Source organism: Amycolatopsis sp. WAC 01375 (genome assembly GCF_003947325.1).
GTDB lineage: Bacteria > Actinomycetota > Actinomycetes > Mycobacteriales > Pseudonocardiaceae > Amycolatopsis.
In genome coordinates this window covers 136012-161440 of record NZ_QHHW01000017.1, presented here as the reverse complement: position 1 = coordinate 161440, position 25429 = coordinate 136012, and the positions used below count along the sequence as shown (strand labels likewise).

Here is a 25429-nt window from a genome sequence, read left to right as displayed (position 1 = left end):
ACCTGCCAACCCCGTCAACCCCGACCGTGCCCAGCCTGCCGCATACGGTGACCGGTTTCACCCCATAGGGGAGGACCAGTTGGTCGACATCGGGTGAATTAACCCACCTGGAGGAACTATCTGTGCACCAGGGGTCGGTGTTACCCCTGGCAGTCGCCCGACGGCCACCCGTTGGCTTTGAGCAACGCGAGGGTTTCGTCGCCGAACGGGTTCACACCGGGGCCGACGGCGAGTGTGTGCGCCAAGTGGACGTGCAGGCATTTGACGCGTCCGGGCATCCCGCCCGCGCTGACCTCGTGGCCGAGCGGGTCGATGGCGTCGCGTTCGGCGAGGTAGCTCTCGTGGGTCCGCTGGTAGGCGGCCGCCAGCTCGGGGTCCTCCGCGAGCCGGTCGGTCATCTCCTTCATCAGCCCGGACGCCTCGAGCGTGCCCACCATCGACGTCAGCTTCGGGCAGGTCAAGTAGTAGAGCGTGGGGAACGGGGTGCCGTCGTCGAGGCGGGGACTGGTCTGCACGACCGACGGGTGGCCGCTCGGGCAGCGCGCGGCGACGGCACGCAGCGCACGGGGTGCCCGGCCGAGCTGTTCCGCGATGATCTCGCGGTCGGCGTCGGTCACAGGCTCGAAGGAAGACTTTTCCGTGCTGTTCACGTCCATAAGGCTAAACGGAGAGCTTCAGCCGCCCGCGACCTGATCCCACAGCTTCTCGTACCAGGAGCCCGCGGGCACCGGCTGCTGACCTTGCGGCTGTCCCGGTTCGGGCGCCTTGTCCTCGGGGAGCTGCACGATGTACGGCGTCTCGCCGGGCTTCACGAAACCGAACCGCTTCCGCGCCTCCGCCTCGATCTGCGCGGGATCGCTCAGCTCGGCCTTGCGGCCTTCCAGCTGAGTGACGCTTCTCTGCAATTCGGACTGCAACTGCTGCTGCTCGTTCACCTCGGACTTCTGGCTGAGGTACGTGCGCAGCGGGACGGCGATGGTGAACGCGAGCGCGCACACCACGATCGCCACCACCGCGGCCCGGCGGGTGGTGGACATGCCGAGCACCTTCGCGGCGCCCGATGCCCGTTTCGCCGCCAGGCTGCGGCGCAGCCGGGTTCGGGCGCGGACCTCCGTCGTCGTCGTGCGACGGGCACTCTCCGGACGGCGGCCCCTGCTGGAGCCACCGCCGCCCGCGCGCCCGCTGCTACGACGGGTCGTCCGCGCCCTCCCCCGGTCCGCCATGGCTGCTTACCCCTCCGGGCTGAACCGCGGGAACGCGAGGTCGCCGGCGTAGCGGGCCGCGTCGGCGAGGGTCTCCTCGATGCGGAGCAGCTGGTTGTACTTGGCGATCCGCTCGCCGCGCGCCGGGGCGCCGGTCTTGATCTGGCCGACACCGGTCGCGACGGCCAGGTCGGCGATGAAGGTGTCCTCGGTCTCGCCGGACCGGTGGCTCATCATCGACTTGTAGCCGTACGAAGTGGCCAGCGAGATCGCGTCGAGGGTCTCCGACAGCGTGCCGATCTGGTTGACCTTCACCAGCAGCGCGTTGGCGGCGCGGCGGGTGATGCCCTCTTCGAGGCGGTCGGGATTGGTGACGAACAGGTCGTCGCCGACCAGCTGGACCTTCTCGCCGATCTCGGTGGTCAGCTGGACCCAGCCGTCCCAGTCGTCCTCGCTCAGCGGGTCCTCGATGGACACGAGCGGGTAGTCGCGGACGAGTTCGCCGTAGTAGGCGGACATCTGCTCGGCGCTCTTCTTCGCACCTTCGAAGGTGTACGCGCCGTCGGAGAAGAACTCCGTCGCGGCGACATCAAGCGCGAGCGCGACGTCGCGGCCCGGGGCGTACCCGGCCTTCTCGATCGCCTGAAGGATCAGGTCGAGCGCCTCGCGGTTGTTCTTCAGGCTGGGTGCGAAGCCGCCTTCGTCGCCGAGGCCGGTGGCCAGGCCGCGACCCTTCAGGACCGACTTCAGCGAGTGGTAGACCTCGGTGCCCCAGCGCAGGGCCTCGCGGAACGACTCGGCGCCGATCGGCGCGATCATGAATTCCTGGATGTCGACATCGGTGTCGGCGTGCGCGCCACCGTTGAGGATGTTCAGCATCGGCACCGGCAGCACGTGCGCGTTCGGCCCGCCGAGGTAGCGGAACAGCTCCAGCTCGGCCGACTCGGCGGCGGCCTTCGCGACGGCGAGCGAAACGCCGAGGATGGCGTTCGCGCCGAGGCGGGACTTCGCCGGCGTGCCGTCGAGGTCGACCAGCTTCTGGTCGACGATGCGCTGGTCCACGGCGTCGGTGCCGACCAGGTCCGGGCCGATCTCGTCCAGGACGGCCGCGACCGCGCGCTCGACACCCTTGCCGTTGTACCGGCCGGTGTCGCCGTCACGCAGCTCGACGGCTTCGTGTTCGCCGGTGGACGCACCCGAGGGGACCGCGGCCCGCGCCAGCGTGCCGTCGTCGAGAGCCACCTCCACTTCGACCGTCGGGTTGCCTCGCGAGTCCAGAATCTCGCGAGCGCCTACCTGCTCGATGAGCGCCACGCCATGCTCCTCATGTGGGTTGTGCCTGCGGTGACCGCGCCCAGCCTAGCCGTCGGCGCCGTTCACCCGTTGGAGGCACGCGCCACAATGCGCGCCGACCAGACCTACGAGTCGGCTGGTTCACCTGCGCGAACTTCCCGCCACCCCGACGGCAGCTCGACGGTGTCGGAGAACTGCTGCCAGAAAGTCCAGCTGTTGCCGCCGATGTCGGAGACGGTGAACACGCGGGCGCCGTAGGGCTGATCCTGGGGCGCGTCGATGTCGGCGTCGTCGCCCAGCGCGGCGCGGACGCGCTCGTACTGCGCGTCGGCGTCGGGGACGTACACGATGTTCAGCTGCCCGACCGGGCCGTCGACGCCCTTCGCCTGCCAGTACTCGGGGCCGACCCCGGCCAGCTGGATCTTGGCCGGGCCGGCGCACAGCGTGGCCTGGAACACCTCTCCGGAGGCGTCGGAGAAGCGCACTTCCTCGGTGAACCCGAACACTCTGACCAGCCACGCGACCGCTTCGGTCGCGTCGGCGTAGTAAAGATACGGCGCGAGACCGAGGTAGCCGGGCTCGGTTTCGGGCCTATCCGCTTCGGCACTGCTCATGGCAGGACAGTCCACCATGACCGTTTCAGCGCCTCGTGAACGGCCCTGCTCCCGCGTATCATGGAGCGGACCATGATGGATGCCGAACCCGCCCCAGAACCCGGTCAGGACCCGTCCGGCGAGTCGCGGTTCCGTGCCTTCCGACAGGCGGAGGCACTGGTCGAAAGCCGCAGGCCGCTCGACGCCCTCAAAGCCCTCGAACCCCTGCTCGAAGAGGAAACCGACAAACCGAGTGTCCAGTTGCTGGCGGGCCGCGCGTACTTCCACTCCGCACAGTTGCGCCGGGCCGAACGCGCCTTCACCCGGGTGCTGGAACTGGACCCCACCGATCATTACGCCCGGTTCGTGCTCGGGCGGACCCTCCAGCGCCTCGGCCGGTTGACCGAGGCGCTCGCGCAGATGCGGATCGCGTCGGCGATGCATCCGATCCCGGAGTACCTGGAAGCGATCAGCGAGGTCAGCGCGCGGATCGCGTTGCGCGACTGACTTGCTCGCCGCGGGACCAAGGGACCTTTGCTCTCACTTCGACCTGGCCCGCAGGTGGGCGCGCTCGCCCTGCTTGCCGAACAGCACCAGCAGCTCCACCGGCCCAGGCCCCGCGCTGCCGAACCAATGCGGCACCCGCGTGTCGAACTCCGCGGCTTCGCCGGGCCCCATCGTGAAGTCACGGTCGCCGAGCACCGCCCGCAACCGTCCACTGAGGACGTACATCCACTCGTAGCCCTCGTGCGTCCGCTGCACCGGTTCGACGTCCTCGACCGGGATCAGCAGTTTGAACGCCTGCGGCTGCCCCGGCTGCGCGGTCAGCGACCAGGCGGTGAACCTGCCGAACTTCTGCGCTTTCATCCGGACGCGGGGATCCGCCGGTTCGGGTTCGCCGACCAGTTCGTCGAGCGGGACCTGATGTGCCGCGGACAGCGTGAGCAGCAGCTCCAGCGTGGCCTTCCGCGTGCCCGATTCGAGCCGCGAGAGCGTGCTGGCGGAGATCCCCGTCGCCTCCGAAAGCGCGGAAAGGGTAGTGCCGCGTTCCTTGCGAAGCTGCTTGAGCTTCGGGCCGACCTCGGCGAGCCGCCGTTCGATGTCCTCCATGTCTCCAGTTTGCCAAATCGGCAATGAACTTTGCCATCTTTCGAAGAAATCCGGATGCTCGGGAGCATGAACAACGACTACGACGTGGTGATCATCGGTGGTGGCGTCGCGGGTCTCAGCGCGGCACTGGTCCTGGGCAGGGCGCGGCGCGAGGTCGTCGTGATCGACGGCGGCACCCCGCGCAACGCGCCCGCCGCGCACGCGCACGGTTTCCTGACCAGGGACGGCATTCCACCCAAAGAACTGCTGGAGATAGGCCGTGACGAGGTCCGCGGCTACGGCGTCGAGATCGTCGAGGACGTCGTCCACCGGTTGCGGCACGACAAGGCGGTGGAACTGGCGAGCGGCCGGGTCATCACCGGTCGCCGCATCGTGGTGACCACCGGGCTGGCCGACGAACTGCCGGACGTCCCCGGCGTCGCGGAGCGTTTCGGCGCCGACGTGCTGCACTGCCCGTACTGCCACGGCTGGGAAGTGCGCGATCAGCGCTTCGGCGTGCTCGCGACCTCCGAGAAATCGGTCCACCAGGCGCTGATCGTCTGGCAGTGGAGCAAGGACTTGACCTTCTTCACCCATACGCAGCAGATCTCGGCCGAAGACCGGGCGAAGCTGACCGGGCTGGGCATCCGGATCGTCGACGGGAAGGTGTCCGAGCTGGCCGTCGAGAACGACCGGCTGACCGGGGTCCGGCTCGTCGACGGCGAGTTCGTCGAACGCGATGTCGTGTTCGTCGGCCCGAAGTTCGTCCCGCACGACCGGCTTCTCGCCCAGATCGGCTGCGTGCGTACCGAAACCGGCTCGATCGCGGTGGACGCGCAGGGCCGCACGAACGTGGACGGTGTCTGGGCGGCGGGGAACGTCGTCGATCCGATGGCCCAGCTGGTCGTCGCGGCGGGCGACGCCTACCGGATGGCGTCGGCGCTCAACTTCGACCTGGTGCTCGAAGATCAGGGCGCGACGCTGGCGTCCGCGTAGGCGTCGGCCGCGCTGAAGACTTCCTGGGCGTAGGGCACGGCCGGGTTGAACGTCCTCATCGCCTTCCACCAGCCGACCGGGGTGGCGACGTCGTCGCCGTCCGCACACAGGAACCGGGAGGTGGCGAAGGCGGCGTCGTCGAGGTCCTTCGGGTCCGGCTGCTTGCCGTCGCTCCTGGCCCTGGCGGCGTGCTTGGCCCAGACGTCGGGCGGGAGCGTGATCGGGCCGGGCCTGCCCTGCGCCGCCTCGACATGGGAGATACCCGCGAGGGTCGCCCACGAGAGGTGACAACCCGGCTTCTGCCGCCGAAGCCACATCTCGGCGCGGCCGTAAGCGGACAGCTCGGTTTCGGACAGCCGGGTCTTCGCCGCCACCCGTTTCGCCCAGGTCTCGAGTTCGGCCGCGTCGGAAACGGTGGGCCGGTCGGGCGGCGCGGCGAGCCCGGCGCGCGGCGTCGCCACCCCCGGCTGGGGTTTCTGGTCGGGGACCGCGAGCGCGGGCTGGGGCTGCGCCGGCGGGGGCGGTTCCTCCCCGCCCGGCCGGTTCACGCCGACGGTCATGATCAGCACCACGCCCGTGAGCACGAGCCCGCCCGCGAACGCGAGCCTGGGGACGTACGGCGGCAGAGGGCGCGCAGGGTGCTCCGGGGCGTCGGTGCTCGACTGGGTGGTTTCGGCCACCCGGTCAGGTTACTTCGCCACACTGCCGGGCGATGACCCATTCGGCTTACGAAGCCGACTGACGGTAAAGCGGATCGGCGATTCCGGCTGTCGCGAAAGTACCGGCACCGCACACTTGACCTCCAGTTAAGTGGAGATCGCAGACTGGATCCCATGTTCAGTGAAGCGGAACTCGACTACCTCGCCACCCAGGGACTCGGACGGCTCGCGACGGCGCAGCCGGACGGCACGCTGCAGGTCAGCCCGGTCGGTTACACCTACAACACCGAGACCCGCACGATCGACATCACCGGCTACGAACTGGCGAAGAGCAAGAAGTTCCGGAACGTGGCCGCCAACGGGCAGGCCGCGTTCGTGGTGGACGACATGCCGTCGCAGGATCCGCCGAGGATCCGCTGCCTCGAGATCCGCGGCCGGGCGGAGGCGCTGACCGGCGCCAACACCCCCGACGGCCATCTCGACGGCGCGGTGATCCGGCTCCACCCCTCGCGGATCATCAGCCTCGGTGTCGACGACCCGGACCACGACCCGCTCGATCTCGTCCCGCACAACCGAAACGTCTGACCGGGGACGTCATGAAAGGGTCGTTCCTGACGAAATTCGTCAGGAACGACCCTTTCATGACATTTCGGCGAAGTCAGCGACGGGCGCCGTAGACCGCGTAGCCACCGAAGCCCACGACGGCGAGCACCACGGCGGTCCACAGGGCGGTCGCCACGTCGGCAGGTTGGAACAACCAGGTCGCCACCAGGTTCACGGTGTCCGTACCCGACGACGCCATCATGACCACGAAAGCGACCACGAGCGCGAGCAGCGGCAACGTCCACCCGAACGCCCCACCGAACAGCACCGCGGCGAGCCCGGCGAGACCGAGCAGTCCGGCCGTGTTCCGCACGATGATCTCCATCGGCACCCGCTCCGCCTCCCACAGCCGCGGCAGGAGCACGGCTCCGACGCCGAGGCCGCCGATCAGCAGCAGATGCAGCCCGCGACGGGGAAGCCACCGGATCGCGGCGGTCCGGTCGAGATCGACGTCCTGCCCGCTCAGCCCGGTGGCCGTCACCGCGACCGCCACCGCGAGCGCCAGGGAAACCGGGATCTCCGACCAGCGGTCCCGCGCCAGGAACCAGATCACCGCCATGCTCACCGCCAGCGCCGCGAAGGACGCGGGCATGGCACGCGAGCGCGCGTACAGCACCGCCCACCTCATCGGGCGCCGCCGCGGAGGATGTGGAGCTGGTTGCCCTGGCAGGTCAGGCCCGCCTGCCGCTGCGCGATGATCCGCGTGCGCTGCACGTCGGGCGGCAAGGCACGGAAGGTCTCCCAATCGCGGAGGACCTCGTTCTTCTTCTCTTCGCTCAGCCAGGAACCCTCGAGCATCTTCCACTCACCCAGGAACCAGCTCGAGGTGATCGACCGCGCGGTGAGTTCGTCCAAAAAGGCCCGGTCGGCGCCGTAGATGGTGTAACAGGTCGGCGTCCCGGTGCCGGCGACCAGTGCCCGCGTCATGTCGTCCGCGTTCTTGGTCGAGCGGAAGGACCAATTCAGCAAGTCGACCAAGACGGTGTCGGCGGCACGCGGCGGCACCTCGTCGGAGGCCAACCGCCGGTTCAAGGCCGTGACCCTGACCGGTGCGTCCGGCAGTGTTCCCAAGAGCCGCAACGCTTCTTTGCCAGGCCCGGCGACACGGGCGAGGTCGGGTTCGAGCAGGCGGGGAACACAGACCGGGCCGTCACAGACCATCGCCGTCGCGCGCGGGTCGACGGCCACGGCCTCCGCGTAGGTCGCGGGCAGGATGGGCATCGCGATCGCGACCGCCACCAGCGCGGGGACGACGGAGAGTGCCTTCGTCCGCTTGGAACGAGCCGCCAGCAGAAGGAATCCGGTCGCGGCCAGCCCAGCGAGCCAGACCCCCTGGCCGAGATCCACCCTGCTCGCGGTACTGGTGAATGGATCGTTGGTCATGTCCACCGCAGGAGAGAGCGAAGAGACCCAGGCCGGAACAGCGCCCACGAGCACGCTGCCCTGCGCCCCGGCGAGCTGCAACACCAGCACCGTCACGAGAGCGGCGACGGCCACCGCGGGCGCGGTCAGCGGATGCGGCAGCAACCGGCCGATCCCCAGCCCGATCCAGGCGCCCGCGAGCATCGCGAGCACACCGACCACGACGAGCGGCAGCCAGCCGAAGGTGAAGAACGCGCCACTGAAGATCACTTGGGCGGCACCGACGGCGAAGATCAGCAGATAGCCCAGCACCAGCAGGCCGCCCAGCGCGCCGGCGAGTTTCGCGGCGCGGTGCCAGCCTGGTCGCGGCATCGTGGTGAGCAGTTCGGCCATCCCGGACCGGCTGTCCCGCATGCCTTGGATGGCCCCGGCGCCGATCGCGATCGGCCACAGGAAGACCAGCAGGAACCGGCTCCACTCCGCGGCGGGCACCCAGTTCTCGTCCCAGGCGAGCGGTGCCTTCGACCACGGACCGCTGAACGAATACAGGAACCCGAACGCGACGACGAGGATGGCGAGTGCCGCCCAGGGGGCGATGGAACGGCGGAGTTCGGTCCGCAGGATACGAGTGTTCACCAGTTCCCCCTCCCCGGCTCGTGCCCCAGCAGCGCCGAGTAGCCGCGCTCGATCGGGCTGTCTCCGACGTACTCCTCGCTCCCGGCCGCGGCCAGCTCGTCCGGCGTCCCCTGGAAGACGAGTTTCCCGTTTTCGAACAGGACGACATCGGTGCAGGCCGTCGCGACGTCCTCGACGAGATGCGTCGAGACCACCACACAGGCGTCACGGCCGATTTCCTGAAGAAGGTCCCGGAACCGCACGCGCTGTGCCGGGTCGAGTCCGGCGGTCGGCTCGTCCAGCAGGAGGACGTCCGGATCGTTCACGATCGCCTGCGCGATCCCGACCCGCCGCACCATGCCGCCGGACAGCGTCTTCATCCGGTCGTCGGCACGATCGGCGAGACCGACCCGTTCGATCGACCGCTGCACCGCTCCCGGGATGTCTTCCTTCGCCATTTCCTTCAGCCACGCGATGTACTCGACGAACTCGCGGACGGTGAAACGCTTGTAGAACCCGAAATTCTGCGGCAGGTAGCCGATACGGCGGCGCAGGCGGCGCTGATCGGTGAACCCCCCGACGGATTCACCGAGCAGCGCCAGCCCTCCCTCCGCCGGCCTGAGCACCGTCGCCAGTGCCCGGATCAGCGTGGTCTTCCCCGCCCCGTTCGGGCCGAGCAGACCGTGCACCCCCGTGCCGAGTTCCAGGTCGAGCCCGTCCACGGCGAACTTGCGTTTGCCGACCCGGACCTTCAGTCCCTCCGCCTTGATCTGCCACGCGTAGGTCGTCGGTGCGACCTCCGCGGCCCCGACAGCACGCATCATGTTCTCCCCTTCGTTCATCGTTCGGATCCGGTGAGCAGGCCGAAGACGCTCCTCCGGAGCACCACCACGACCGCGGTCAGCGCGAAGATCGCGCCCCACACCGGGAGCAGCCGGGGTTCGAGCGCGGTGGCACGCCCCTGTGAAGCCACCGCGGGTGCCAAGATCACCGCCACCCAGATCCCGGCCAGGACGTAAGCCGCCCGCACCACCCCGATCACACCGCCGAGCGCGAGCGTCCCGGTGGTGAAGGCCAGGCTCGGCAGGAGACCGAGCCCGAATCCGTCGCCGCCGAGCCAGCCCGAGAGGGCCTGTATCGGCAAGACGACGGCGAGGACCGCCGTCGTCCGGCGCAGCAGCAGGTACAGCCCGGCCCGCGGTGTGGAAGTGACGAGTTCGTAGGCGGGGTCGAGACCCTTGGACCACGACACCGCGACCCCGAGCACCGGCAGCAGCGGCGAGAAGAGCTGGACGAACGAGTACCCCTCGGTCCCGGTGAACCCGACCCAGTCCAGCAGGAAGCCCAATGCCGGGATCAGGACGATCATCACCAGCCACGGCAGCATCACCGGCGTCACCCAGGTGTGCAGCCGTCCGGCCCACCGGCTTCGCATCGGCCCAGGCCCCGCTTCGGCGAGTTTCGAATCCAATCCGGCCCAGACGTCGTCCACCAGCGCCGACACCGCCGGCATGCTGACCGCGGACAGCTTTCCCCGGCATTCCGCACAGGATTCGAGATGGGCTTCGACCGCCCAGACCTCGTCACCGGCCAAGCCGTCGTCCCCGCGCACGTAACCGGCGAGGAGCTGTTCGGACACGTGTTCCTTGTTCACGACAGCGCCTCCCGCATCGCGATCCGAGCCCGCCTGGCGCGGGTTTTGACGGTTCCTTCCGGCAGGCCGAGCAGCACCGCGGTCTCGCGGACGGTCAGCCCGTCGAGCACCATGGCCTGCAGGACCTGGCGTAGTTCGGGAGCGAGCCGGCGCAGCGCGTCGCCGACGTGGTCGCCGACCGCACCGGCCAGCGCCTCGTCCTCGGCGGCGGGCGCGACGGCCGCTTCGGCGACCGGCAGCGGCTGCGCGTATTTCGCCCGGCGGCGGAAGGCGTCGACCAGCCGCCGCGCGGCGATCGTCCACAGCCAGCCGACGGCGCTCCCGCCGACGGCGGAACCGGCGAACGCCCCCGCCGCACGCCAGACCGCGAGGTAGGTCTCCTGCATCACCTCGGCGACGATCTGCTCGTCGGCGCAGCGACGGCGCAGGCGCACGGCCAGCCACGGCGACGTGCGGCGGTAGAGCTCCTCGAACGCCGCCCGGTCACCTTTGGCCGTGCGGCGGACGAGCTGCTCTTCGTCCGGTTCCGTTCCCTTCACACCCGGCAAGACGCGGAGACCGCCGAAACGGTTCTCACTCGATTGTGTTCCGCGTCACAAGCGCCGATCACTAGTGGGAAAGGTGCGAACCGGCCATCAGGAAGTCGGCCAGAACTTGCGCCAGCCGTCGGCCTCCAGCGTCGTCGGTTCCAGACCGGCGTCGCGCGCGGCCTGTTCGGCGTCGCGGATATCGCGCGCGAAGCGCTTCGCCACGGCACGAAGCTCGCCTTCGGGATCGATTCCCGCCCGGCGCGCGGTCGCGGCCACCCGGAACAACTGGGCCGCCGCTTCGGAACCTTCGGGGAACAGGTCGAGCGGGATCCCGGCACGGCCGCTGCGCTGCCCGAGCTTCCCGGCGAGCGCCACGGCGGGCTGGCCGAGCGCGACGCCGTCCACAATGGACTGGCGGCTCTTCTCGGCCTGTTTCAGTTCTTCCCACTTGAGGTTCTGGTCGCTGACGGTCTCGACCCGGGGCGCGTCCGCGAAGACATGCGGATGACGGCCGACGAGTTTCGCGACCAGTTCGGAAGCGACCTCGTCGATCCCGAACGGATCATCCGCGTCTTCGAACGCGACGCGCGCGTGGAAGAGCACTTGGAGCAGGACGTCGCCGAGTTCCTCGCGCAAGGCGGCCCGGTCGCCCTCCTCGATCGCGTCGAGCAGCTCGTAGGTTTCCTCGACCAGGTACTGCCGCAGCGACTCGTGCGTCTGGACGGCGTCCCACGGGCAGCCGCCCGGCGAGCGGAGGCGGTCCATCACGTCGGCTGCCTCGACCAGCGGCGGAACGGGTGCTTCGACCACCCGCGCACCGGCCCCGATCAGCGCCGCGGCCTTCGGTTCCCTTCGCGAACCGGCGATGAGCACAAGGTCGCGCACCCGCGTGTCACCGAGCGCCGGTACCCCGAAGACCTCGGGGTCGACATCGGAAGCCGCGTACACGGCACTGCTGCTCCGCAAGATCGGGAGTGCCGCGGCGGGCAGCGTCGCCCCGCGGGCGATCACGACGACGGCAGCGGTCACGGGTTTTGCTGGGCGGCACCGTGCACAGGCAGCACGATGCCCTTCTTCGAAGCTTCGTTGGGCGCGAGGTCCATGCCGACAACATCCCATACGCCGTAGCGCGGGTTCACCTTGAGGTCGACCTGGTCGAGGTACGACTGGAGGAGCCGGACACCGACCTTCGCCAGCTGCTGAGCGCTGGGCTGCGCGGCCTGATCCGAAGCGACGGGCTTGTCGGCGGTCCGCTCACGCACCACGACGATGACCCACAGCGGCTGCTGCGGTGTCGGCTTGAACGCGGCGACGGTGTTGGGTTCGAGACCGAAGAGGACGGTGGCCGCGGTCGCGGGCGACTGCATCGCCGGCAGTTTCTGTCCGGTGCCCGCCTGCATACCGGGCGTCTGCTCGTCCTGCGCGATCAGCTCGGCCGCCGCGGTCGGCGAGGCGGCGAAGCGCCGGGCCTTCTCGATCGCCTGTTCGCGCAACTGGTCCGCGTCGGAACCGGTGGCGTCGGTCGAGGAGACCGAGCTGAAATCGAACGAGACGCTGAGCTTGTCCAGGTATTTCATCGCGAGCTGGGTCTGGATCGCCGCGTCGACCAGGGATTCACGGTGGTCCCGCACCCTCGCCACGAGCTGCTGGACGCTGAGCTCGGGATCGTCCTGGGGGTTGGCCTCCATCGGCTTCGCCAGCGGATCGTTCTGCAACGCGTTCACCACGAGGGATTCGTCGACCCCGATGCCTTCCCGCTGACCGGCGCGCACAGTGAGGTCGTGCAGGATCTCCTGGCGGACGATCTCGCGGCCGACGAGGTCGAGCTTGTGCTCCTTGGCGAGCTGCTGCCCGTACGGGTGCTCACGAACCGCCTTGTCGATCAGCTGCTGCACGCGATCCACCGAAACGGTCTTGCCGCCGACGATCGCCGCCGTACCGACCTGCCCGGGTCCGGCGTTGCATCCGGTGAGAATGAGAGAACCGGCAAGAACCCCGACCAGCGCGCGACGGCGCCCCATGATCCGCATCACAGCGCCTACCCTCTCACACCGCTCCGGGCGTGGAAACCAGTCGTGAGTGGCGATTCGGGTTCTAACCCGAATCGCCACTCACGACCAACGCGACCCGGTCCCGTCCGACGGCCGTGTCACGCGACGGGCGCCGGCGACTTCATCAGATTCGTCAGCAGCTTCGCGCACCAGTCCAGCAGCTCCTCGTCCCGCAGTGTCGGGGCGCCGATCCGGCCGCCGGCCGGGCCCTCGGTCGGCCTCGGCACGGAAACCGTGTTCGTCACCGCCTTGTAGAGAGCCTTGGGATACAAGCGCTTCAGCCGCACCAGCTGTGAATCCGCCAGCGGCAGCGGCGCGAACCGGATCGACGTGCTCTGCACGGCGACCTCGGTGACGCCCGCCGCGCGGCAGGTGTGCCGGAACGCGGCGACGGCGAGCAGCCTCCGCACGGGAGCGGGCGGCTGGCCGTAGCGGTCGATCAGTTCCTCGCGGACGGCGTCGAGCCCGGTCTGGTCGGGCGCGGCCGCGATCTTGCGGTACGCCTCCAGCCGCAGTCGCTCGCCGGGGACGTAGTCGTGCGGGATGTGCGCGTCCACCGGGAGGTCGACCCGGACGTCGGCGAGTTCTTCCTCCTCCGCCGTGTCCGCGCCCGCGTGACGGCGGAACGCGTCGACCGCTTCGCCGACGAGCCGCACGTACAGATCGAAACCGACGCCCGCGATATGCCCGGACTGTTCTGCGCCGAGGATGTTGCCCGCGCCGCGGATCTCGAGGTCCTTCATCGCGACGGCCATGCCCGCGCCCAGTTCGGTGTTCTGCGCGATGGTCGCCAACCGGTCGTGCGCGGTCTCGGTGAGCGGCGCCTCCGGCGGGTACAGGAAGTACGCGTACCCGCGCTCCCGCCCGCGCCCGACCCGGCCACGCAGCTGGTGCAGCTGCGCGAGCCCCAGCAGGTCGCCTCGTTCCACGAGCAGCGTGTTCGCGTTCGAGATGTCCAGCCCGGTCTCGACGATCGTGGTGCAGACGAGCACGTCGTACTCGTTTTCCCAGAAGCCCTGGATGATCTTCTCGAGTTTGTCCTCGTTCATCTGTCCGTGCGCGGTGACGACACGCGCCTCCGGCACCAGCTCGCGAATGCGCTTCGCGGCCTTCTCGATCGAGGAAACCCTGTTGTGCACGTAGAAGACCTGGCCGTCACGCAGCAGTTCGCGCCGGATCGCGGCGCCGACCTGTTTGTCGTCGTACGTGCCGACGTAGGTCAGGATCGGGTGCCTGTCCTCGGGCGGGGTCAGGATCGTGGACATCTCACGGATCCCGGCGAGCGACATCTCCAGCGTCCGCGGGATCGGCGTTGCCGACATGGTCAGCACGTCGACGTGCGTCCGCAGCGCCTTGATGTGCTCCTTGTGCTCGACGCCGAACCGCTGCTCCTCGTCGACGATCACCAGGCCGAGATCCTTGTACCGGACCCCGGTCTGCAGCAGGCGGTGCGTGCCGATCACGATGTCGACGTCGCCGGAGGACAACTGTTCGAGAACCGCGTCGGATTCGGTCTTGTTCGTGAACCGTGAGAGCCCCCTGATCTTCACCGGGAACGCACTCATCCGTTCGGTGAAGGTGTTCAGGTGCTGCTGCGCGAGCAGTGTCGTGGGCACGAGCACCGCGACCTGCTTGCCGTCCTGCACCGCCTTGAACGCCGCGCGCACCGCGATCTCGGTCTTGCCGTAGCCGACGTCACCGCAGATGACGCGGTCCATCGGGACGCCGCTTTCCATATCCGCCTTGACCTCGTCGATCGCGGCGAGCTGATCGTTGGTCTCGGTGAACGGGAAGGCGTCTTCCAGTTCGTTCTGCCACGGCGTGTCCTGCCCGAACGCGTGCCCCGGCGCGGACTGCCGCGCGGCGTAGAGCTGCACCAGTTCGGCGGCGATCTCCTTGACCGCCTTCTTCGCCTTGGCCTTGGTGTTCTTCCAGTCGGACCCGCCGAGCTTGTTCAGCGTCGGCAGCTCGCCACCGACGTAGCGGGAGACCTCGTCGAGCTGGTCGGTCGGCACGAACAGCCGGTCCCCCGGATGCCCGCGTTTGGAGGAGGCGTACTCCAGCAGCAGGTACTCGCGGGTGGCGCCGGCGACGGTGCGTTGCACCATCTCGATGAACCGCCCGATGCCGTGCTGGTCGTGCACGACGTAATCGCCCGTTTTGAGGGCGAGCGGGTCGACGGCGTTGCGGCGCCGCGACGGCATCTTGGTGCTGAAGTCCTTTGTGGACGTTCCGGCGCCGGAGCCGCGGCCGGTCAGATCCGATTCGGACAGCACGACGAGGGCTCGCTCCGGCGAGACGAAGCCGTCCGAAAGGCCGCCGCACGTCACCGTCACGACGCCGGGCGTCAGCGGACCGGTGATGCCTTCCGCGAGCGAGGCGGGCACCTCTCCGGCCGACAGCTGCTCGACGGCGCGGGCCGCGGTGCCGTGCCCGGCGACGACGAGAACCGCCGTCCCGCCCGCGGCCGTATGCGCGCGCAGGTCGGTCGTCGCCCGCTCGACCTCGCCGCGGTAGTTCGGCGCGGCCTCGATCGAGACGCGGTAGACGTCGGGATCGTCGCTGGCCAGCTGCGTCAGCGTCCACCAGGGGCGCTTCGTCTCCTGAGCGTGCTTCGCGATCTCCGCGAGGTCCTGGTACGCCGACGCGCCGAGGTCGATCGGCGCCTGCCCGCCCGCGGCGGCCGTGGTCCAGGACGCTTCGAGGAACTCCTGCCCGGTGCGGACCAGGTCGGCCGCACGGGCTCGGATCTTCTCCGGATCGGCCAGCAGCACGTGCGTGCCCTGGGGCATCGCGTCGGTCAGGAGGTCCAGCTCGCCTTCGCACAGCACCGGGATGAGGGCCTCCATGCCCTCGACGGGGACCCCGCCGGAAAGCTTGGTGAGCATCTCGGTGAGCTGGGCATCCGCTTCGTACGTCGTCGCCAGCTCGGCGGCCTTCGCGCGCACCTGCTCGGTGAGCAGCAGCTCACGGCACGGCGGGGCGCTGACGTGCCGGATCTCCCCCGGCAGCGACCGCTGGTCGGACACCGCGAACGCACGGATCTCGCTGACCTCGTCGCCCCAGAACTCGACGCGCACCGGATGCTGCGCCGTCGGCCCGAACAGGTCGAGGATGCCGCCGCGCACGGCGAACTCGCCGCGCTTCTCGACCATGTCCACCCGCGTGTAGGCGAGCTCGACCAGCCGTTCCAGCAGCCCTTCGAAACTCTGCTCCTCGCCGACCACCAGGTCGATGGGCGCGAGCGAGCCGAGCCCGGGCGCCATCGGCTGGATGAGGCTGCGGACGGTCGCGACGACGACGCGCAGGTCGTCGGCCCCCGTCTTCAGGCGATGGAGCACCTCCAGCCGCCGCCCGACGGTGTCCGCCCGCGGGGACAGCCGCTCGTGCGGCAGCGTCTCCCAAGACGGGAAGTCGGCGACGGCGCCTTCGCCGAGGAACGACTTCAGCGAAGCGGTCAGCTCGTCGGCCTCGCGGCCGGTGGCGGTCACCGCGAGCACGGGGCGGCCGGCGCCCTCGTCCGCGGCGAGGGCGCCCGCGACCAGCTGGCGGGTGGCGATGGCGCCCTGGAGTTCGAGCACCGGGGCACCGGCCCGCTCGACGACCCCGCGCAGGGCCGGATCGGGAAGGATGGAATGAAGGAGTCCGGACAATGGAGCGTTTGTCACCGTCCCAGCCTACGTGGGGGCACCGACAGTCCGCCGCGCGATTACCTCGGCAGAGCGCCGGCCACCTTCGGGAGCTGTTCGTCGAACTCGGCCGGTTCCTGCGTCGCGACGCGGATCAGCACGTGTTCGGCACCCGCGTCCTGGTATTCGCGCAACCTGTCGGCGACTTGCTCGGCGCTCCCGGCGATCTGCACTTGGATCTTCTCGACGAAGTCCAGCGGAACGCCGTAATTCCGCTGTGCGTAGTCCTCCAGCCGCTCGCGGGCCCTGATCGGGTCATTCTCGATGAGCACTGTCGCGAACAACGCGGGCGTCACGGGGCGCACGGCCGTTTCGCGGATCTTCGCGAGGCCGTCGACGTAGTCCGCGACATCGGGCGGATACGGCAACCAGCCGTCGTAGAGCCGTCCCGCGCGGTCCAGCGCGCCCGGCGTGAACGCCGCCAGCCAGACCGGCGGGCCACCGGGACGGTGCGGCTCCGGGTACTCCGGAAGCGTGTCGTAGTGCAGGACCTCTCCGTGGAACGGGCCGCTCTTCCCGTTCCAGACGTGCCGCCACAACATGACGATGTCGTCGAGCCGGGCGCGGCGCCGTTCCCACGGAACGCGGGTGAAGGCGAATTCGGGTTCGCTGCGGCCGGCGAACCCGGCGCCGACGCCGAGCGTGATCCGGCCCTGGCTGAGCAGGTCGAGCGAGAGGATCGCGTTCGCGGAAAGCACCGGATCCCGCAACGCCGGCAGCAGCGCGGCGGTGCCGAGGGTGACCCGTTCCGTTCTGGCGGCGAACGCGCCGAGAAGCGTCAACGGATCGATGGGTGCCTTCGCGAGGGTGTCGCCGACCCAGACCGAATCGAAACCGAGGCGTTCGGCTTCGACCGCGACGGCGACCATTTCCGGCGCGGTGCGCCCGGCGTCGAGGATGGACCGATAGGTGGGGACGACCAGACCGAATTTCATGCCGGAAGCATCGCCGCGGCGGGGAATCGTCTCAATTCCTTCGAGGGAATGGCGGCGCCGCGCGCGACTCGGCCAAGATGACGACCATGGTTTCCGGATTCGGCCCCGCGCTCCGGGGCTGGCGCGAGCGGCGGCGGTTGTCCCAGCTGGAACTGGCGCTACGGGCCGGAACCACCCAGCGGCACGTGAGTTTCCTGGAGGGCGGCCGGTCGATCCCCGGCCGCGGTCTGGTGCTGCGCGTCGCCGAATCGCTCGAACTCCCGCTCCGGGAACGCAACGGCCTGCTGCTCGCGGCCGGCTTCGCGCCCGGATTCCCCGAAACGGAACTGGACGATCCCAGGTTGAAGCCGGTCCTCGACGGCATGCGGCGGCTGCTCGACGGGCACCGGCCGTATCCGGCCATCGTGGTCGACCGGTACGGCGTGCTCGTCGCCCGCAACGACGCGCTCGACCTGCTCTTCGAGGACGTGGCGCCGGAGCTGCTGGAGGAACCGGTCAACACCCTGCGGCTCGCGCTGCATCCGAAGGGGATGGCGCCGCGGGTGCTGAACCTCGCGGACTGGGCACGGCACATCCTGGAACGGTTGACACAGGAGATCGCGCACGCGCCCGACGAGCGGCTCACCGCGTTGCTGGCCGAACTCGAAGGTTACGTTCCGGAGCCGGGACCGCCAGGGCCCGATCACCTCGGTTTCGCGGTGCCGATGCGCTTGTCCACTTCGGCGGGTGAACTGCGCCTGATCACCGCCATCACGACATTCGCGACCGCCGCCGACGTCACGGTGTCGGAATTGAAACTGGAGACGTTCCTTCCCGCCGACGCCGAAACCGCCGCGATCCTCACCGGATGACCGGTTCGTTCCTCGCGGGCGATTGGCGAGGCTGGCATGCTGATGCCATGCGCACAACCGCCGTCGTCGCGTTCGCGTCCCTGTCCTTGCTGGTCACAGCCTGTTCCGGGGCGTCGAGCGAACCGGTGCAGAGCGCCCCGCCGGTCACCTCGAAGCCGGCCGTGACGACGCTCAAGGTCGAGCAGGTGACGGCCGGGCTCGAACACGGCTGGGACGTCGGCTTCCTGCCGGACGGGAAGATCCTCGTCACCCAGCGGCCCGGGAAGCTGGCACTGGTCGACGGCGGCACGAAGCGTGACGTCGCCGCGGACTTCTCCGACGTCCACGTACGCGGCGAAGGCGGTCTGATGGGGATGGTGATCAGCAAGGACTTCGCGACGTCGCGCGAATTCATCACCTGCCAGACCCACAAGGAGGGTGACAAGGCCGTCGACATCCGGCTGGTCACCTGGCGGCTTTCCGAAGACGGCGCGAGCGCCACGAAGGTCAAGGACCTGCTCACCGGCCTGCCGGTGAACTCCAGCGGCAGGCATTCGGGCTGCCGTCCCGCGTTCGGAGCGGACGGCGCGCTGCTCGTCGGCACCGGCGACACGGCCCGCCCGCAGCACCCGCAGGACCGGACGAGTCTCGGCGGCAAGGTGCTGCGAATCGACGCGAAGACCGGGAACGCGTTGCCGGACAACCCGTTCATCTCGTCGGCGAACCCGAACGAGCAGCGCGTGTTCACCTTCGGGCACCGCAACGTCCAGGGCGTCACGGTGCGGCCGGGCTCGGGTCAGGTGTTCACCGCCGAGCACGGGCCGACCATCGACGACGAGGTCAACCTGGAACGCGCGGGCGCGAATTACGGCTGGGACCCGTCGAAGGGCGGCACCGAGACCAGCTACGACGAGAGCGTGCCGATGACCGACAAGCAACGCTTCCCGGACGCCGTCAGTCCTTTGTGGACGACCGGCGAGATCACCGAAGCCATTTGCGGCGCGGAATTCCTCACCGGATCGCAGTGGGGCCCGCTCGAAGGCTCGCTCGCCGTGACCGCGTTGAAGGGGCAGAAGCTCCTGCTGTTCCGCCTCGACGACACCGGCAAGGTCACCGAAGTGACGCTGCCGCCTGAGTTCGACGACAAGTTCGGCAGGCTTCGCGCCGTCCGCAGCGCGCCGGACGGTTCCCTCTACGTGACGACCTCGGAAGGCGAGGACGACAAGCTGCTCCGCGTCACCCCTGGCGCCTAGCTTCCGAGGTACGCGCCGCCGTTGACGTGCACGACCTGACCGGTGACGTGCCGCGCTTCCGGGCTCGCCAGGAAGGCCACCACTTCGGCGACGTCCGCGGGCTCGCCGGCGCGTTTGGTCAGCGTGTTGCCGATCAGCCACGCCCGGCGCTCGTCGGAGAGCTTGCCCTGGAAGAACTCGGTGTCGCCGACCAGTCCCGGCGCGACGATGTTCGCGGTGATCCCCCGCGGCCCGAATTCCCTTGCCACGTCGGCGTTCCATGCTTCCAGCGCGGCCTTGGCGGCACCGTAGGAACCGGCTCCGGTGTGGGCGGCGATGGAGCCGATGGTGACGATCCGCGCGTTGTCGGCGAACCTTTCCCGCAGAGCGCGGGTGACCAGTACGGCACTGAACACGTTCGCGTCGAGATTGGCCTGCCAGTTCGCGGCGAACGCTTTCAGGTCTCCGGCCGACCCGTTCCGGAAATCGGTGTTTCCGCCCGCGTTGTTGACCAGGACGTCGACGCGCTCCGGCAGTTCGGCCAGTGCCCGCTCCACCGCGTCCGGGTCGGCCGCGTCGAACGGGACCGGATTCGCGCCGAGCAACGTGGCGGCTTCGGTGAGGACCTGTTCGCGCCGGCCGGTGATCGTCACCCGGTCGCCTCGCGCGGCGAACGCCGCCGCGACCGCGTAGCCGATTCCCGTTCCGCCGCCGGTGACCACGATTTCCCTGTGCTTCCCCATATCTCCAGCATAGGGACACTAGGCTTCCTCGCATGACGAAGATCGACCCGGCGACGACCGCGCTCGTCCTGATCGACCTCCAGACGCGGATCGTCGCACTCGAGACTGTCCCGCTCGAAGGCACCGAAGTCGTGTCGAATGCCGTCCTGCTGCGAGACGCCTTCAGCGCGGCCGGCTCACCGATCGTCCACGTGCGGGCGCACCGGCCGGACGTCGACGAGCAGCCACCCGGCAGTGAGCTGGTCGCCGAGCTGACGCCCCGCGAAGGCGAGCACCTGATCACCAAGCACACGATCGGCGCGTTCTACCGCACCGGACTCGACGAACTCCTGCGCGGACTCGGCGTGAAGACGCTGGTGCTCGCCGGGATCGCCACGGAGTACGGCGTCGAATCGACGCTGCGGGCCGCGATCGACCACGCCTACGAGACCATCGCCGTTTCGGACGCGATGGCGGGCATCGCCGCGATCTCCCACGAATCGGCGATCACGAAGGTGTTCCCGCGGCTCGGCGAAGTGCTCACGACCGCCGAGACCGCCGCGGCACTGGGCTGAACCATGATCGACAAGATCGCTTGGCTGCATTTCCAGGACGGCCGTGTCCTCGGCGCTCGCTCGCGCGGGAAGTCCGTGTTCTATCTGCCCGGCGGCAAACGCGAACCCGGCGAAACCGACACGGAGACCCTGATCCGCGAAGTCCGTGAAGAACTGACCGTCGAGATCGATCCGGCGAGCATCGAGTCCGCCGGGGTCTTCGAGGCGCAGGCCGATGGCCACGCGACCGGACTCCTGGTCCGGACGACCTGCTACACCGCCGAATTCAGCGGAATTCTCAAGGCCGGCAGCGAGATCGACGAGATCACCTGGCTGGGCTACGAGGACAGGGACCGGCTTTCGGCGGTGGGCAAGATCATCTTCGACCACCTGCGGGAGACCGGCCTCCTGCGCTGACCGCTACTTCAGTTCTTCGAGGCAGAGCACGCGTTCGCGCGGGATCAGCCCACCCGCGCCCGACGCCCAGGTGAGCTTCATGTCCGTCCCTGGCACGGAGGCGCACGTCGTGGTCCCGATGGAGACCTCGGGTTCCCTTTCAATGGCGAGTACCTTGAAATGCGCTTCCGCGCAGTCCATCTTTTCGAGCTTCTTCGCCGCGAAGAGGTCCCCGGCGAAGCAATCCCCGACGGCCGGCAACCGCGGGCCCGGGTCCTTGAGGTTTTCCAGGCAGAGCAGCACGCCGTCGTCAGCCGTCTGCCTACCCTGGAAGTAGTACAGGTCGGCGTTGAGGTAGTCGTCGCATTCGGACCCGCCCGAAAGCAGTATCCCGCCTTCCGACTTCCCGCCCTGTTTCCCGACGACCTTGAAGTTCGCTTCCGGCGACCCGCACTCGACGTTTCTGATACTTTCCGCGTTGTCGACGTTGCCCTTGAGACAGGCGCCGACCTCGGTACGCGACGCCGTCAACGGATTCTCGGCGAAGATTCCGAGCAGGACGATGGCACCGAAGACCCCCAGGATGATGACCGGCTTCAGCCACGGTCTCTTCTTCTGCGGCACCATCTGATCGACAGCAAACGTGGGAAATTTCTCCACGGTGTTCCCCCAGTCGGATCTTCTCTATGGGGGACGTAGCGCTCACAACCCGGGAAACGTTACTGCTTCTCAGTACAGCCGCAGCTTCGGTTTGTGTTCCAAATTGGACAGACCGTTCCAGGCGAGGTTGACCAGATGCGCGGCGACCTCGTCCCGCTTCGGCTTCCGGGCGTCGAGCCACCATTGCCCGGTCAACGCGACCATGCCGACGAGCGCCTGCGCGTACAGCGCGGCCAGCTTCTCGTCGTAGCCCCGCGCGGCGAACTGCTGCGCGAGGATGTGCTCGACCTGGCTGGCGATGTCGTTCAGCACCGTGGAAAACGTGCCCGTCGAACTCGCGACCGGCGAATCCCGGACGAGGATGCGGAAGCCGTCGTGCGAGTCTTCGACATAGGAGAGCAACGCGATCGCCGCCTGCTCCAGCATCACCCTCGGGTGCCCGCCGTGGAGCGTGGAGACCATCCGGTCGAGCAGCAGCTGGGTCTCGCGGTCGACGACGACGGCGTAGATGCCTTCCTTGCCGCCGAAATGTTCGTACACCACCGGTTTGGAGACGTTCGCGCGGTGCGCGATCTCCTCGATGGACGTGCCTTCGAAACCCTTCTCCGCGAAAAGGGCCCTGGCGACGTTGAGCAGCTGCTGCCTGCGCTCGGTCCCCGTCATCCGCACCCGGGCCACCGGGGCGACAGGACGCGCCCCGGTGACCGCTTCACGTTTGGTCCGCCTTCTCCCCGCCATCGCAGAAGACTAACGCGACCTCGCTATTTGCTTTCAGTGGCGATGCGCGCGAGGCGCTGCGGGGTCGGCCAGCGCACGTCGTAGGCCCAGCCGAACTTCTCGAAGATCCAAATAAGCCGCGCGGAAATGTCGATCTGGCCGCGCTGGACACCGTGCCGTGCCGAGGTCGGGTCGGCGTGGTGCAGGTTGTGCCACGACTCGCCGAAGGAGAAGATCGCCAGCGGCCAGAAGTTGGCCGACTTGTCACGGGCGGCGAACGGGCGCTCACCGATCATGTGGCAGACCGAGTTCACCGACCAGGTCACGTGGTGCAGCACGCACACACGCACCAGACCGGCCCAGAAGAACGCGGTCACCGCGCCCCAGAACGACCAGGTGATCAGTCCACCGAGGATCGCGGGCAGCACCAGGGTGAGCAGGCTCCACAGCCAGAACAGGTCGTCGACCTTCTTGATGGCCGGATCCTTCACCAGATCCGGCGCGAACCGCTCCGCGTTGGTCTGGTCGCGGTCGAACAGCCAGCCCATGTGCGCGTGCCAGAAACCCTTGGCGATGGCGACCGGTGTCGTTCCGAACAGCCACGGCGAATGCGGGTCGCCGTCGCGGTCGGAGAAGGCGTGGTGGCGCCGGTGGTCGGCGACCCAGGTGATCACGGGGCCCTGGACGGCCATGCTGCCGGCGATCGCCATCGCGACGCGCAGCCACGGCTTGGCCTTGAACGAGCCGTGCGTGAAGTAGCGGTGATACGAAACGGTGATACCGAGTCCGCTGATCGCGTAGAAGACCACGAAAAGGCCGACGTCGACCCAGGTCAGTCCCCAGCCCCAGGCGAACGGGACGGCCGCGAGCAGCGCGGCGAGCGGGAAGATGACCCCGAGGTAGACCGAGAGCTGCACGCCGCTCGATCGATGTCCTTCGATTACCGGCTTGGGGCCCTTCGCGGGCTTCTGGGAACGGTCCAGGGTAGCCGTCATGCAGTCACTTCTTTTCTATGCGCAACCCTCGAGGTTTCCCTAAGGGTGACCTTACCTACGATGCCGTAAGTTACGGTACAGGAGGTTTCGTCCCCTGTGGAGCGCCCGCGAAGGTGAGGCAACCCCCGGGCGCACGCGGGCGTCTCCGGCATGGCTATCCTGACCAGGATCGATCCGCCGTAGTGTAATCGGCAGCACTTCAGATTTTGGTTCTGACAGTTCAGGTTCGAATCCTGGCGGCGGAGCAGACGAACAGATGACCAGCGGCGTTTTCAACGGTGGGGGTGTGTGCGGCTGACCGAGGACGCGACGACCAGCAGCAGGCGGCCGGCGCTTGCGGAGATGTCCGACGCCTGGCTTCATGGTCGCGCGCGCGAACTCGGTGCGGCCATCCAGCGCGTCAGCTTCGCCGAACAGCTGGACATCGTCACCAGTCTCGACGAACTCCTCGACGAGACGCAGCGCCGCGGCGAACCCTTGCTGGTGGCCCAGCTGCTGCGTTACTCGGCGATGGCGAGGCTGGTCACCCGCGGTCTGGCCGCCGAAGCCGAACCCAGGCTCGACGAGATGCTCGCGCACACCAGGCGGCACGGTCTCGCGCTGATGCGAGCCGACGCGCACGCCATGCGCGGCCGCCGTCTGGTGATCGCCAAACAGGAGGACGCCGCCCTCACCGAGATCGCCAGGGCGCTGGCCATCCTCGACGACTCCGCCGTTCCGGACCGCCAGGTCGGCAGGCGCAACTGGGACCGGATGCTCTCCACGACCCTGGTCGACTGCTGGCTGGTGCTGAACCAACTGGGCGTCTACGAGGCCGCTGAAGAGGCCATCGCCCGCGCCGCGCAGGCGATCCGCGACAGCGCGAGTCCGCACGAGATCGCGCTCCAGCTGATCAACCGGGTCAAGATGCTGCTGGGCTGGGGCCTGCGGCTCGAACGCATCGAGCGCTACGACGAGGGAGCGGACAAGTTCCGCACCGCGGCGTCGATGGCGCAGGCGGCCGAAGGTCCGTTCACCGAGTCGCTGTTCCCGCGCAAGGCCGGGGTGCCCGCGATCGACCAGGTCGGCGTACTCGCCGCGGCCGCCGCGCTGGCGTCACCCGATTCGTCCCATATCGACCGGTTGAACTCGCTGCTGCATCCGGAACTGGTGTTCCCGCACGAACGCGAGATCATCGCCATCGCGCTGGCCCGCTGCCTGGACAACGAGGGCCGCCGCGAAGACGCGCTGCAGGTACTCAAAGACGTTCGCGAGGACAACGAGGACGGCTCGCTGCCGTCGATGCGGTTGAACCTCGCCCGCGAGCTGGCCAGGCTCGACACCACCCCGGACTACGCGTCCGGGGCGAGCCAGTCGCTGATCGACTACGCGACCATCCTGGAAACGGAGATGTGGTCGCTGCGGGAATCGCAGATCGCCACGCTCAACGCGCGCCGGGAGCACGAACGCCTGTCCGCCGAGCACGGCGCGATCACCCAGCAGGCGTTGCAGGACCCGCTCACCGGGCTGCCGAACCGGCGCGCACTCGACGAAAAGCTGCGTTCGCTGGCGTCCTCCGCCGACGCGCAACCGCTCGCGGTCGCGCTGGTCGACCTCGACGGCTTCAAGGACGTCAACGACAAGCAGTCGCACGCCGAGGGCGACAACGTGCTCCGTGTCATCGCGAGCACGCTGCGCGACGCCCTGCGCGGCGACGATGTGGTCGCCCGCTACGGCGGAGACGAGTTCATCGTGCTTCTACCTGGGGCTCCGGCGTCGGCGGCGAAGCAGGCGCTCGGTCGTTCTGTGAATGCCGTCGCATCTCTGCCGCACCACCTTTCGCACGGCGTCACCCTCTCCGTCGGGCTCGTTTCCCTTCGGCCGCAGGAGCGGGCCGAACAGGTCCTCGCACGCGCCGACGCGGCCATGTACCAGGCGAAACGCGGCGGCGGGAACCAGGTTTCGTCGGTGAACTCGATGGCCATCGATCCGGCGACCGGATGGCCCGGTGAGGATGCTCCGACCGACCCCGCGTGGGACGCCGAGCAGCCCACGTAGGATCAATGCCCGACA

27 protein-coding genes and 1 tRNA gene are annotated in these 25429 nt (G+C 68.8%); 9 read left to right on the top strand and 19 right to left on the bottom strand.

Annotated elements, in window-relative coordinates; translation table 11 throughout:
* Positions 1-140: 140 nt before the first annotated feature.
* The 4 genes from DL991_RS08140 to DL991_RS08125 form a co-directional block, all read right to left on the bottom strand.
* On the bottom strand, positions 141-656 hold the full coding sequence (locus tag DL991_RS08140; protein ID WP_370305854.1) for a DUF501 domain-containing protein: 516 nt from the start codon (positions 654-656) through the stop codon (positions 141-143).
* 18 nt (positions 657-674) lie between these two features.
* Positions 675-1037, bottom strand: coding sequence for a septum formation initiator family protein (locus tag DL991_RS08135; protein ID WP_125782691.1), 363 nt, complete (start codon positions 1035-1037; stop codon positions 675-677).
* Positions 1038-1229: 192 nt separating this feature from the next.
* The gene (eno, locus tag DL991_RS08130; protein WP_016337276.1) at positions 1230-2516 is read right to left on the bottom strand and encodes a phosphopyruvate hydratase; all 1287 of its coding nucleotides are present in this window, start codon (positions 2514-2516) and stop codon (positions 1230-1232) included.
* Positions 2517-2620: 104 nt separating this feature from the next.
* Positions 2621-3109, bottom strand: a complete 489-nt coding sequence (locus DL991_RS08125; RefSeq protein ID WP_125782555.1) for a glyoxalase/bleomycin resistance/extradiol dioxygenase family protein — start codon at positions 3107-3109, stop codon at positions 2621-2623.
* A gap of 72 nt (positions 3110-3181) precedes the next feature.
* On the opposite strand from DL991_RS08125, the gene DL991_RS08120 reads away from it, so the two are divergent.
* Positions 3182-3595: a tetratricopeptide repeat protein gene (locus tag DL991_RS08120; protein ID WP_125782553.1), complete on the top strand. Its 414-nt coding sequence runs from the start codon at positions 3182-3184 to the stop codon at positions 3593-3595.
* 33 nt (positions 3596-3628) lie between these two features.
* Here the strand turns inward: DL991_RS08120 and DL991_RS08115 are convergent, their stop codons facing one another.
* The gene (locus DL991_RS08115; RefSeq protein ID WP_125782551.1) at positions 3629-4198 is read right to left on the bottom strand and encodes a helix-turn-helix domain-containing protein; all 570 of its coding nucleotides are present in this window, start codon (positions 4196-4198) and stop codon (positions 3629-3631) included.
* A gap of 54 nt (positions 4199-4252) precedes the next feature.
* On the opposite strand from DL991_RS08115, the gene DL991_RS08110 reads away from it, so the two are divergent.
* Positions 4253-5173 carry an NAD(P)/FAD-dependent oxidoreductase gene (locus DL991_RS08110; protein ID WP_125782549.1) on the top strand — a complete coding sequence of 307 codons (921 nt, stop codon included), beginning with the start codon at positions 4253-4255 and terminating at the stop codon, positions 5171-5173.
* Here DL991_RS08110 and DL991_RS08105 read toward each other — a convergent pair.
* Positions 5146-5853: a murein transglycosylase gene (locus DL991_RS08105; protein ID WP_125782547.1), complete on the bottom strand. Its 708-nt coding sequence runs from the start codon at positions 5851-5853 to the stop codon at positions 5146-5148. The two genes, DL991_RS08110 and DL991_RS08105, sit on opposite strands and share 28 nt — an antisense overlap.
* A 153-nt stretch (positions 5854-6006) precedes the next feature.
* Here DL991_RS08105 and DL991_RS08100 point away from each other — a divergent pair, with 153 nt between their 5' ends.
* On the top strand, positions 6007-6417 hold the full coding sequence (locus tag DL991_RS08100; protein WP_125782545.1) for a PPOX class F420-dependent oxidoreductase: 411 nt from the start codon (positions 6007-6009) through the stop codon (positions 6415-6417).
* A gap of 73 nt (positions 6418-6490) precedes the next feature.
* Here the strand turns inward: DL991_RS08100 and DL991_RS08095 are convergent, their stop codons facing one another.
* The 9 genes from DL991_RS08095 to DL991_RS08055 form a co-directional block, all read right to left on the bottom strand.
* Positions 6491-7051, bottom strand: coding sequence for a hypothetical protein (locus DL991_RS08095; RefSeq protein WP_125782544.1), 561 nt, complete (start codon positions 7049-7051; stop codon positions 6491-6493).
* Positions 7052-7059: 8 nt separating this feature from the next.
* Positions 7060-8433, bottom strand: a complete 1374-nt coding sequence (locus DL991_RS08090; protein ID WP_125782542.1) for a hypothetical protein — start codon at positions 8431-8433, stop codon at positions 7060-7062.
* The gene (locus DL991_RS08085) at positions 8430-9233 is read right to left on the bottom strand and encodes an ABC transporter ATP-binding protein (protein ID WP_125782540.1); all 804 of its coding nucleotides are present in this window, start codon (positions 9231-9233) and stop codon (positions 8430-8432) included. The genes DL991_RS08090 and DL991_RS08085 overlap by 4 nt, the downstream gene beginning before the upstream one ends.
* Before the next feature lie 17 nt (positions 9234-9250).
* The gene (locus tag DL991_RS08080; RefSeq protein WP_125782538.1) at positions 9251-10066 is read right to left on the bottom strand and encodes a zf-HC2 domain-containing protein; all 816 of its coding nucleotides are present in this window, start codon (positions 10064-10066) and stop codon (positions 9251-9253) included.
* Complete coding sequence (locus DL991_RS08075) at positions 10063-10605, bottom strand: RNA polymerase sigma factor (protein ID WP_125782537.1); 543 nt, start codon at positions 10603-10605, stop codon at positions 10063-10065. Before DL991_RS08075 ends, DL991_RS08080 begins: the two co-directional genes overlap by 4 nt.
* A 96-nt stretch (positions 10606-10701) precedes the next feature.
* A complete protein-coding gene (locus tag DL991_RS08070) occupies positions 10702-11625 on the bottom strand; it encodes a MazG family protein (protein ID WP_125782535.1) in 924 nt (307 codons plus the stop codon).
* The gene (locus DL991_RS08065) at positions 11622-12626 is read right to left on the bottom strand and encodes a hypothetical protein (RefSeq protein WP_125782533.1); all 1005 of its coding nucleotides are present in this window, start codon (positions 12624-12626) and stop codon (positions 11622-11624) included. Before DL991_RS08065 ends, DL991_RS08070 begins: the two co-directional genes overlap by 4 nt.
* 119 nt (positions 12627-12745) lie before the next feature.
* A complete protein-coding gene (gene mfd, locus DL991_RS08060; RefSeq protein WP_125782689.1) occupies positions 12746-16300 on the bottom strand; it encodes a transcription-repair coupling factor in 3555 nt (1184 codons plus the stop codon).
* 56 nt (positions 16301-16356) lie between these two features.
* Complete coding sequence (locus DL991_RS08055; protein WP_125782531.1) at positions 16357-17271, bottom strand: LLM class flavin-dependent oxidoreductase; 915 nt, start codon at positions 17269-17271, stop codon at positions 16357-16359.
* An 86-nt stretch (positions 17272-17357) separates the two neighbouring features.
* Between DL991_RS08055 and DL991_RS08050 the strand changes: the two genes are divergently transcribed.
* Together DL991_RS08050 and DL991_RS08045 are read left to right on the top strand one after the other, a co-directional pair.
* Positions 17358-18122: a helix-turn-helix transcriptional regulator gene (locus tag DL991_RS08050; protein WP_125782529.1), complete on the top strand. Its 765-nt coding sequence runs from the start codon at positions 17358-17360 to the stop codon at positions 18120-18122.
* Between the two features lie 47 nt (positions 18123-18169).
* The gene (locus DL991_RS08045; RefSeq protein WP_125782527.1) at positions 18170-19354 is read left to right on the top strand and encodes a sorbosone dehydrogenase family protein; all 1185 of its coding nucleotides are present in this window, start codon (positions 18170-18172) and stop codon (positions 19352-19354) included.
* Here DL991_RS08045 and DL991_RS08040 read toward each other — a convergent pair.
* A complete protein-coding gene (locus tag DL991_RS08040; RefSeq protein ID WP_125782525.1) occupies positions 19351-20076 on the bottom strand; it encodes an SDR family NAD(P)-dependent oxidoreductase in 726 nt (241 codons plus the stop codon). The genes DL991_RS08045 and DL991_RS08040 overlap by 4 nt on opposite strands.
* A gap of 32 nt (positions 20077-20108) precedes the next feature.
* Between DL991_RS08040 and DL991_RS08035 the strand changes: the two genes are divergently transcribed.
* Together DL991_RS08035 and DL991_RS08030 are read left to right on the top strand one after the other, a co-directional pair.
* Entirely contained in the window at positions 20109-20630 is a 522-nt protein-coding gene (locus DL991_RS08035; RefSeq protein WP_125782523.1) for an isochorismatase family protein, read from the top strand.
* A gap of 3 nt (positions 20631-20633) precedes the next feature.
* Entirely contained in the window at positions 20634-21026 is a 393-nt protein-coding gene (locus DL991_RS08030) for an NUDIX domain-containing protein (RefSeq protein ID WP_125782521.1), read from the top strand.
* A gap of 3 nt (positions 21027-21029) precedes the next feature.
* On the opposite strand, the gene DL991_RS08025 is transcribed toward DL991_RS08030, so the two are convergent.
* The 3 genes from DL991_RS08025 to DL991_RS08015 all read right to left on the bottom strand — a co-directional run bounded on the left by DL991_RS08025 (position 21030) and on the right by DL991_RS08015 (position 23377).
* A complete protein-coding gene (locus DL991_RS08025; RefSeq protein WP_233598714.1) occupies positions 21030-21632 on the bottom strand; it encodes a hypothetical protein in 603 nt (200 codons plus the stop codon).
* 102 nt (positions 21633-21734) lie between these two features.
* On the bottom strand, positions 21735-22328 hold the full coding sequence (locus DL991_RS08020; RefSeq protein WP_037318732.1) for a TetR/AcrR family transcriptional regulator: 594 nt from the start codon (positions 22326-22328) through the stop codon (positions 21735-21737).
* Between the two features lie 98 nt (positions 22329-22426).
* On the bottom strand, positions 22427-23377 hold the full coding sequence (locus tag DL991_RS08015; protein WP_125674120.1) for an acyl-CoA desaturase: 951 nt from the start codon (positions 23375-23377) through the stop codon (positions 22427-22429).
* Between the two features lie 173 nt (positions 23378-23550).
* On the opposite strand from DL991_RS08015, the gene DL991_RS08010 reads away from it, so the two are divergent.
* Both DL991_RS08010 and DL991_RS08005 read left to right on the top strand, forming a co-directional pair.
* Positions 23551-23622 (top strand) — tRNA-Gln (locus tag DL991_RS08010).
* Positions 23623-23665: 43 nt separating this feature from the next.
* On the top strand, positions 23666-25414 hold the full coding sequence (locus DL991_RS08005; RefSeq protein WP_125782517.1) for a diguanylate cyclase: 1749 nt from the start codon (positions 23666-23668) through the stop codon (positions 25412-25414).
* Positions 25415-25429: the final 15 nt, after the last annotated feature.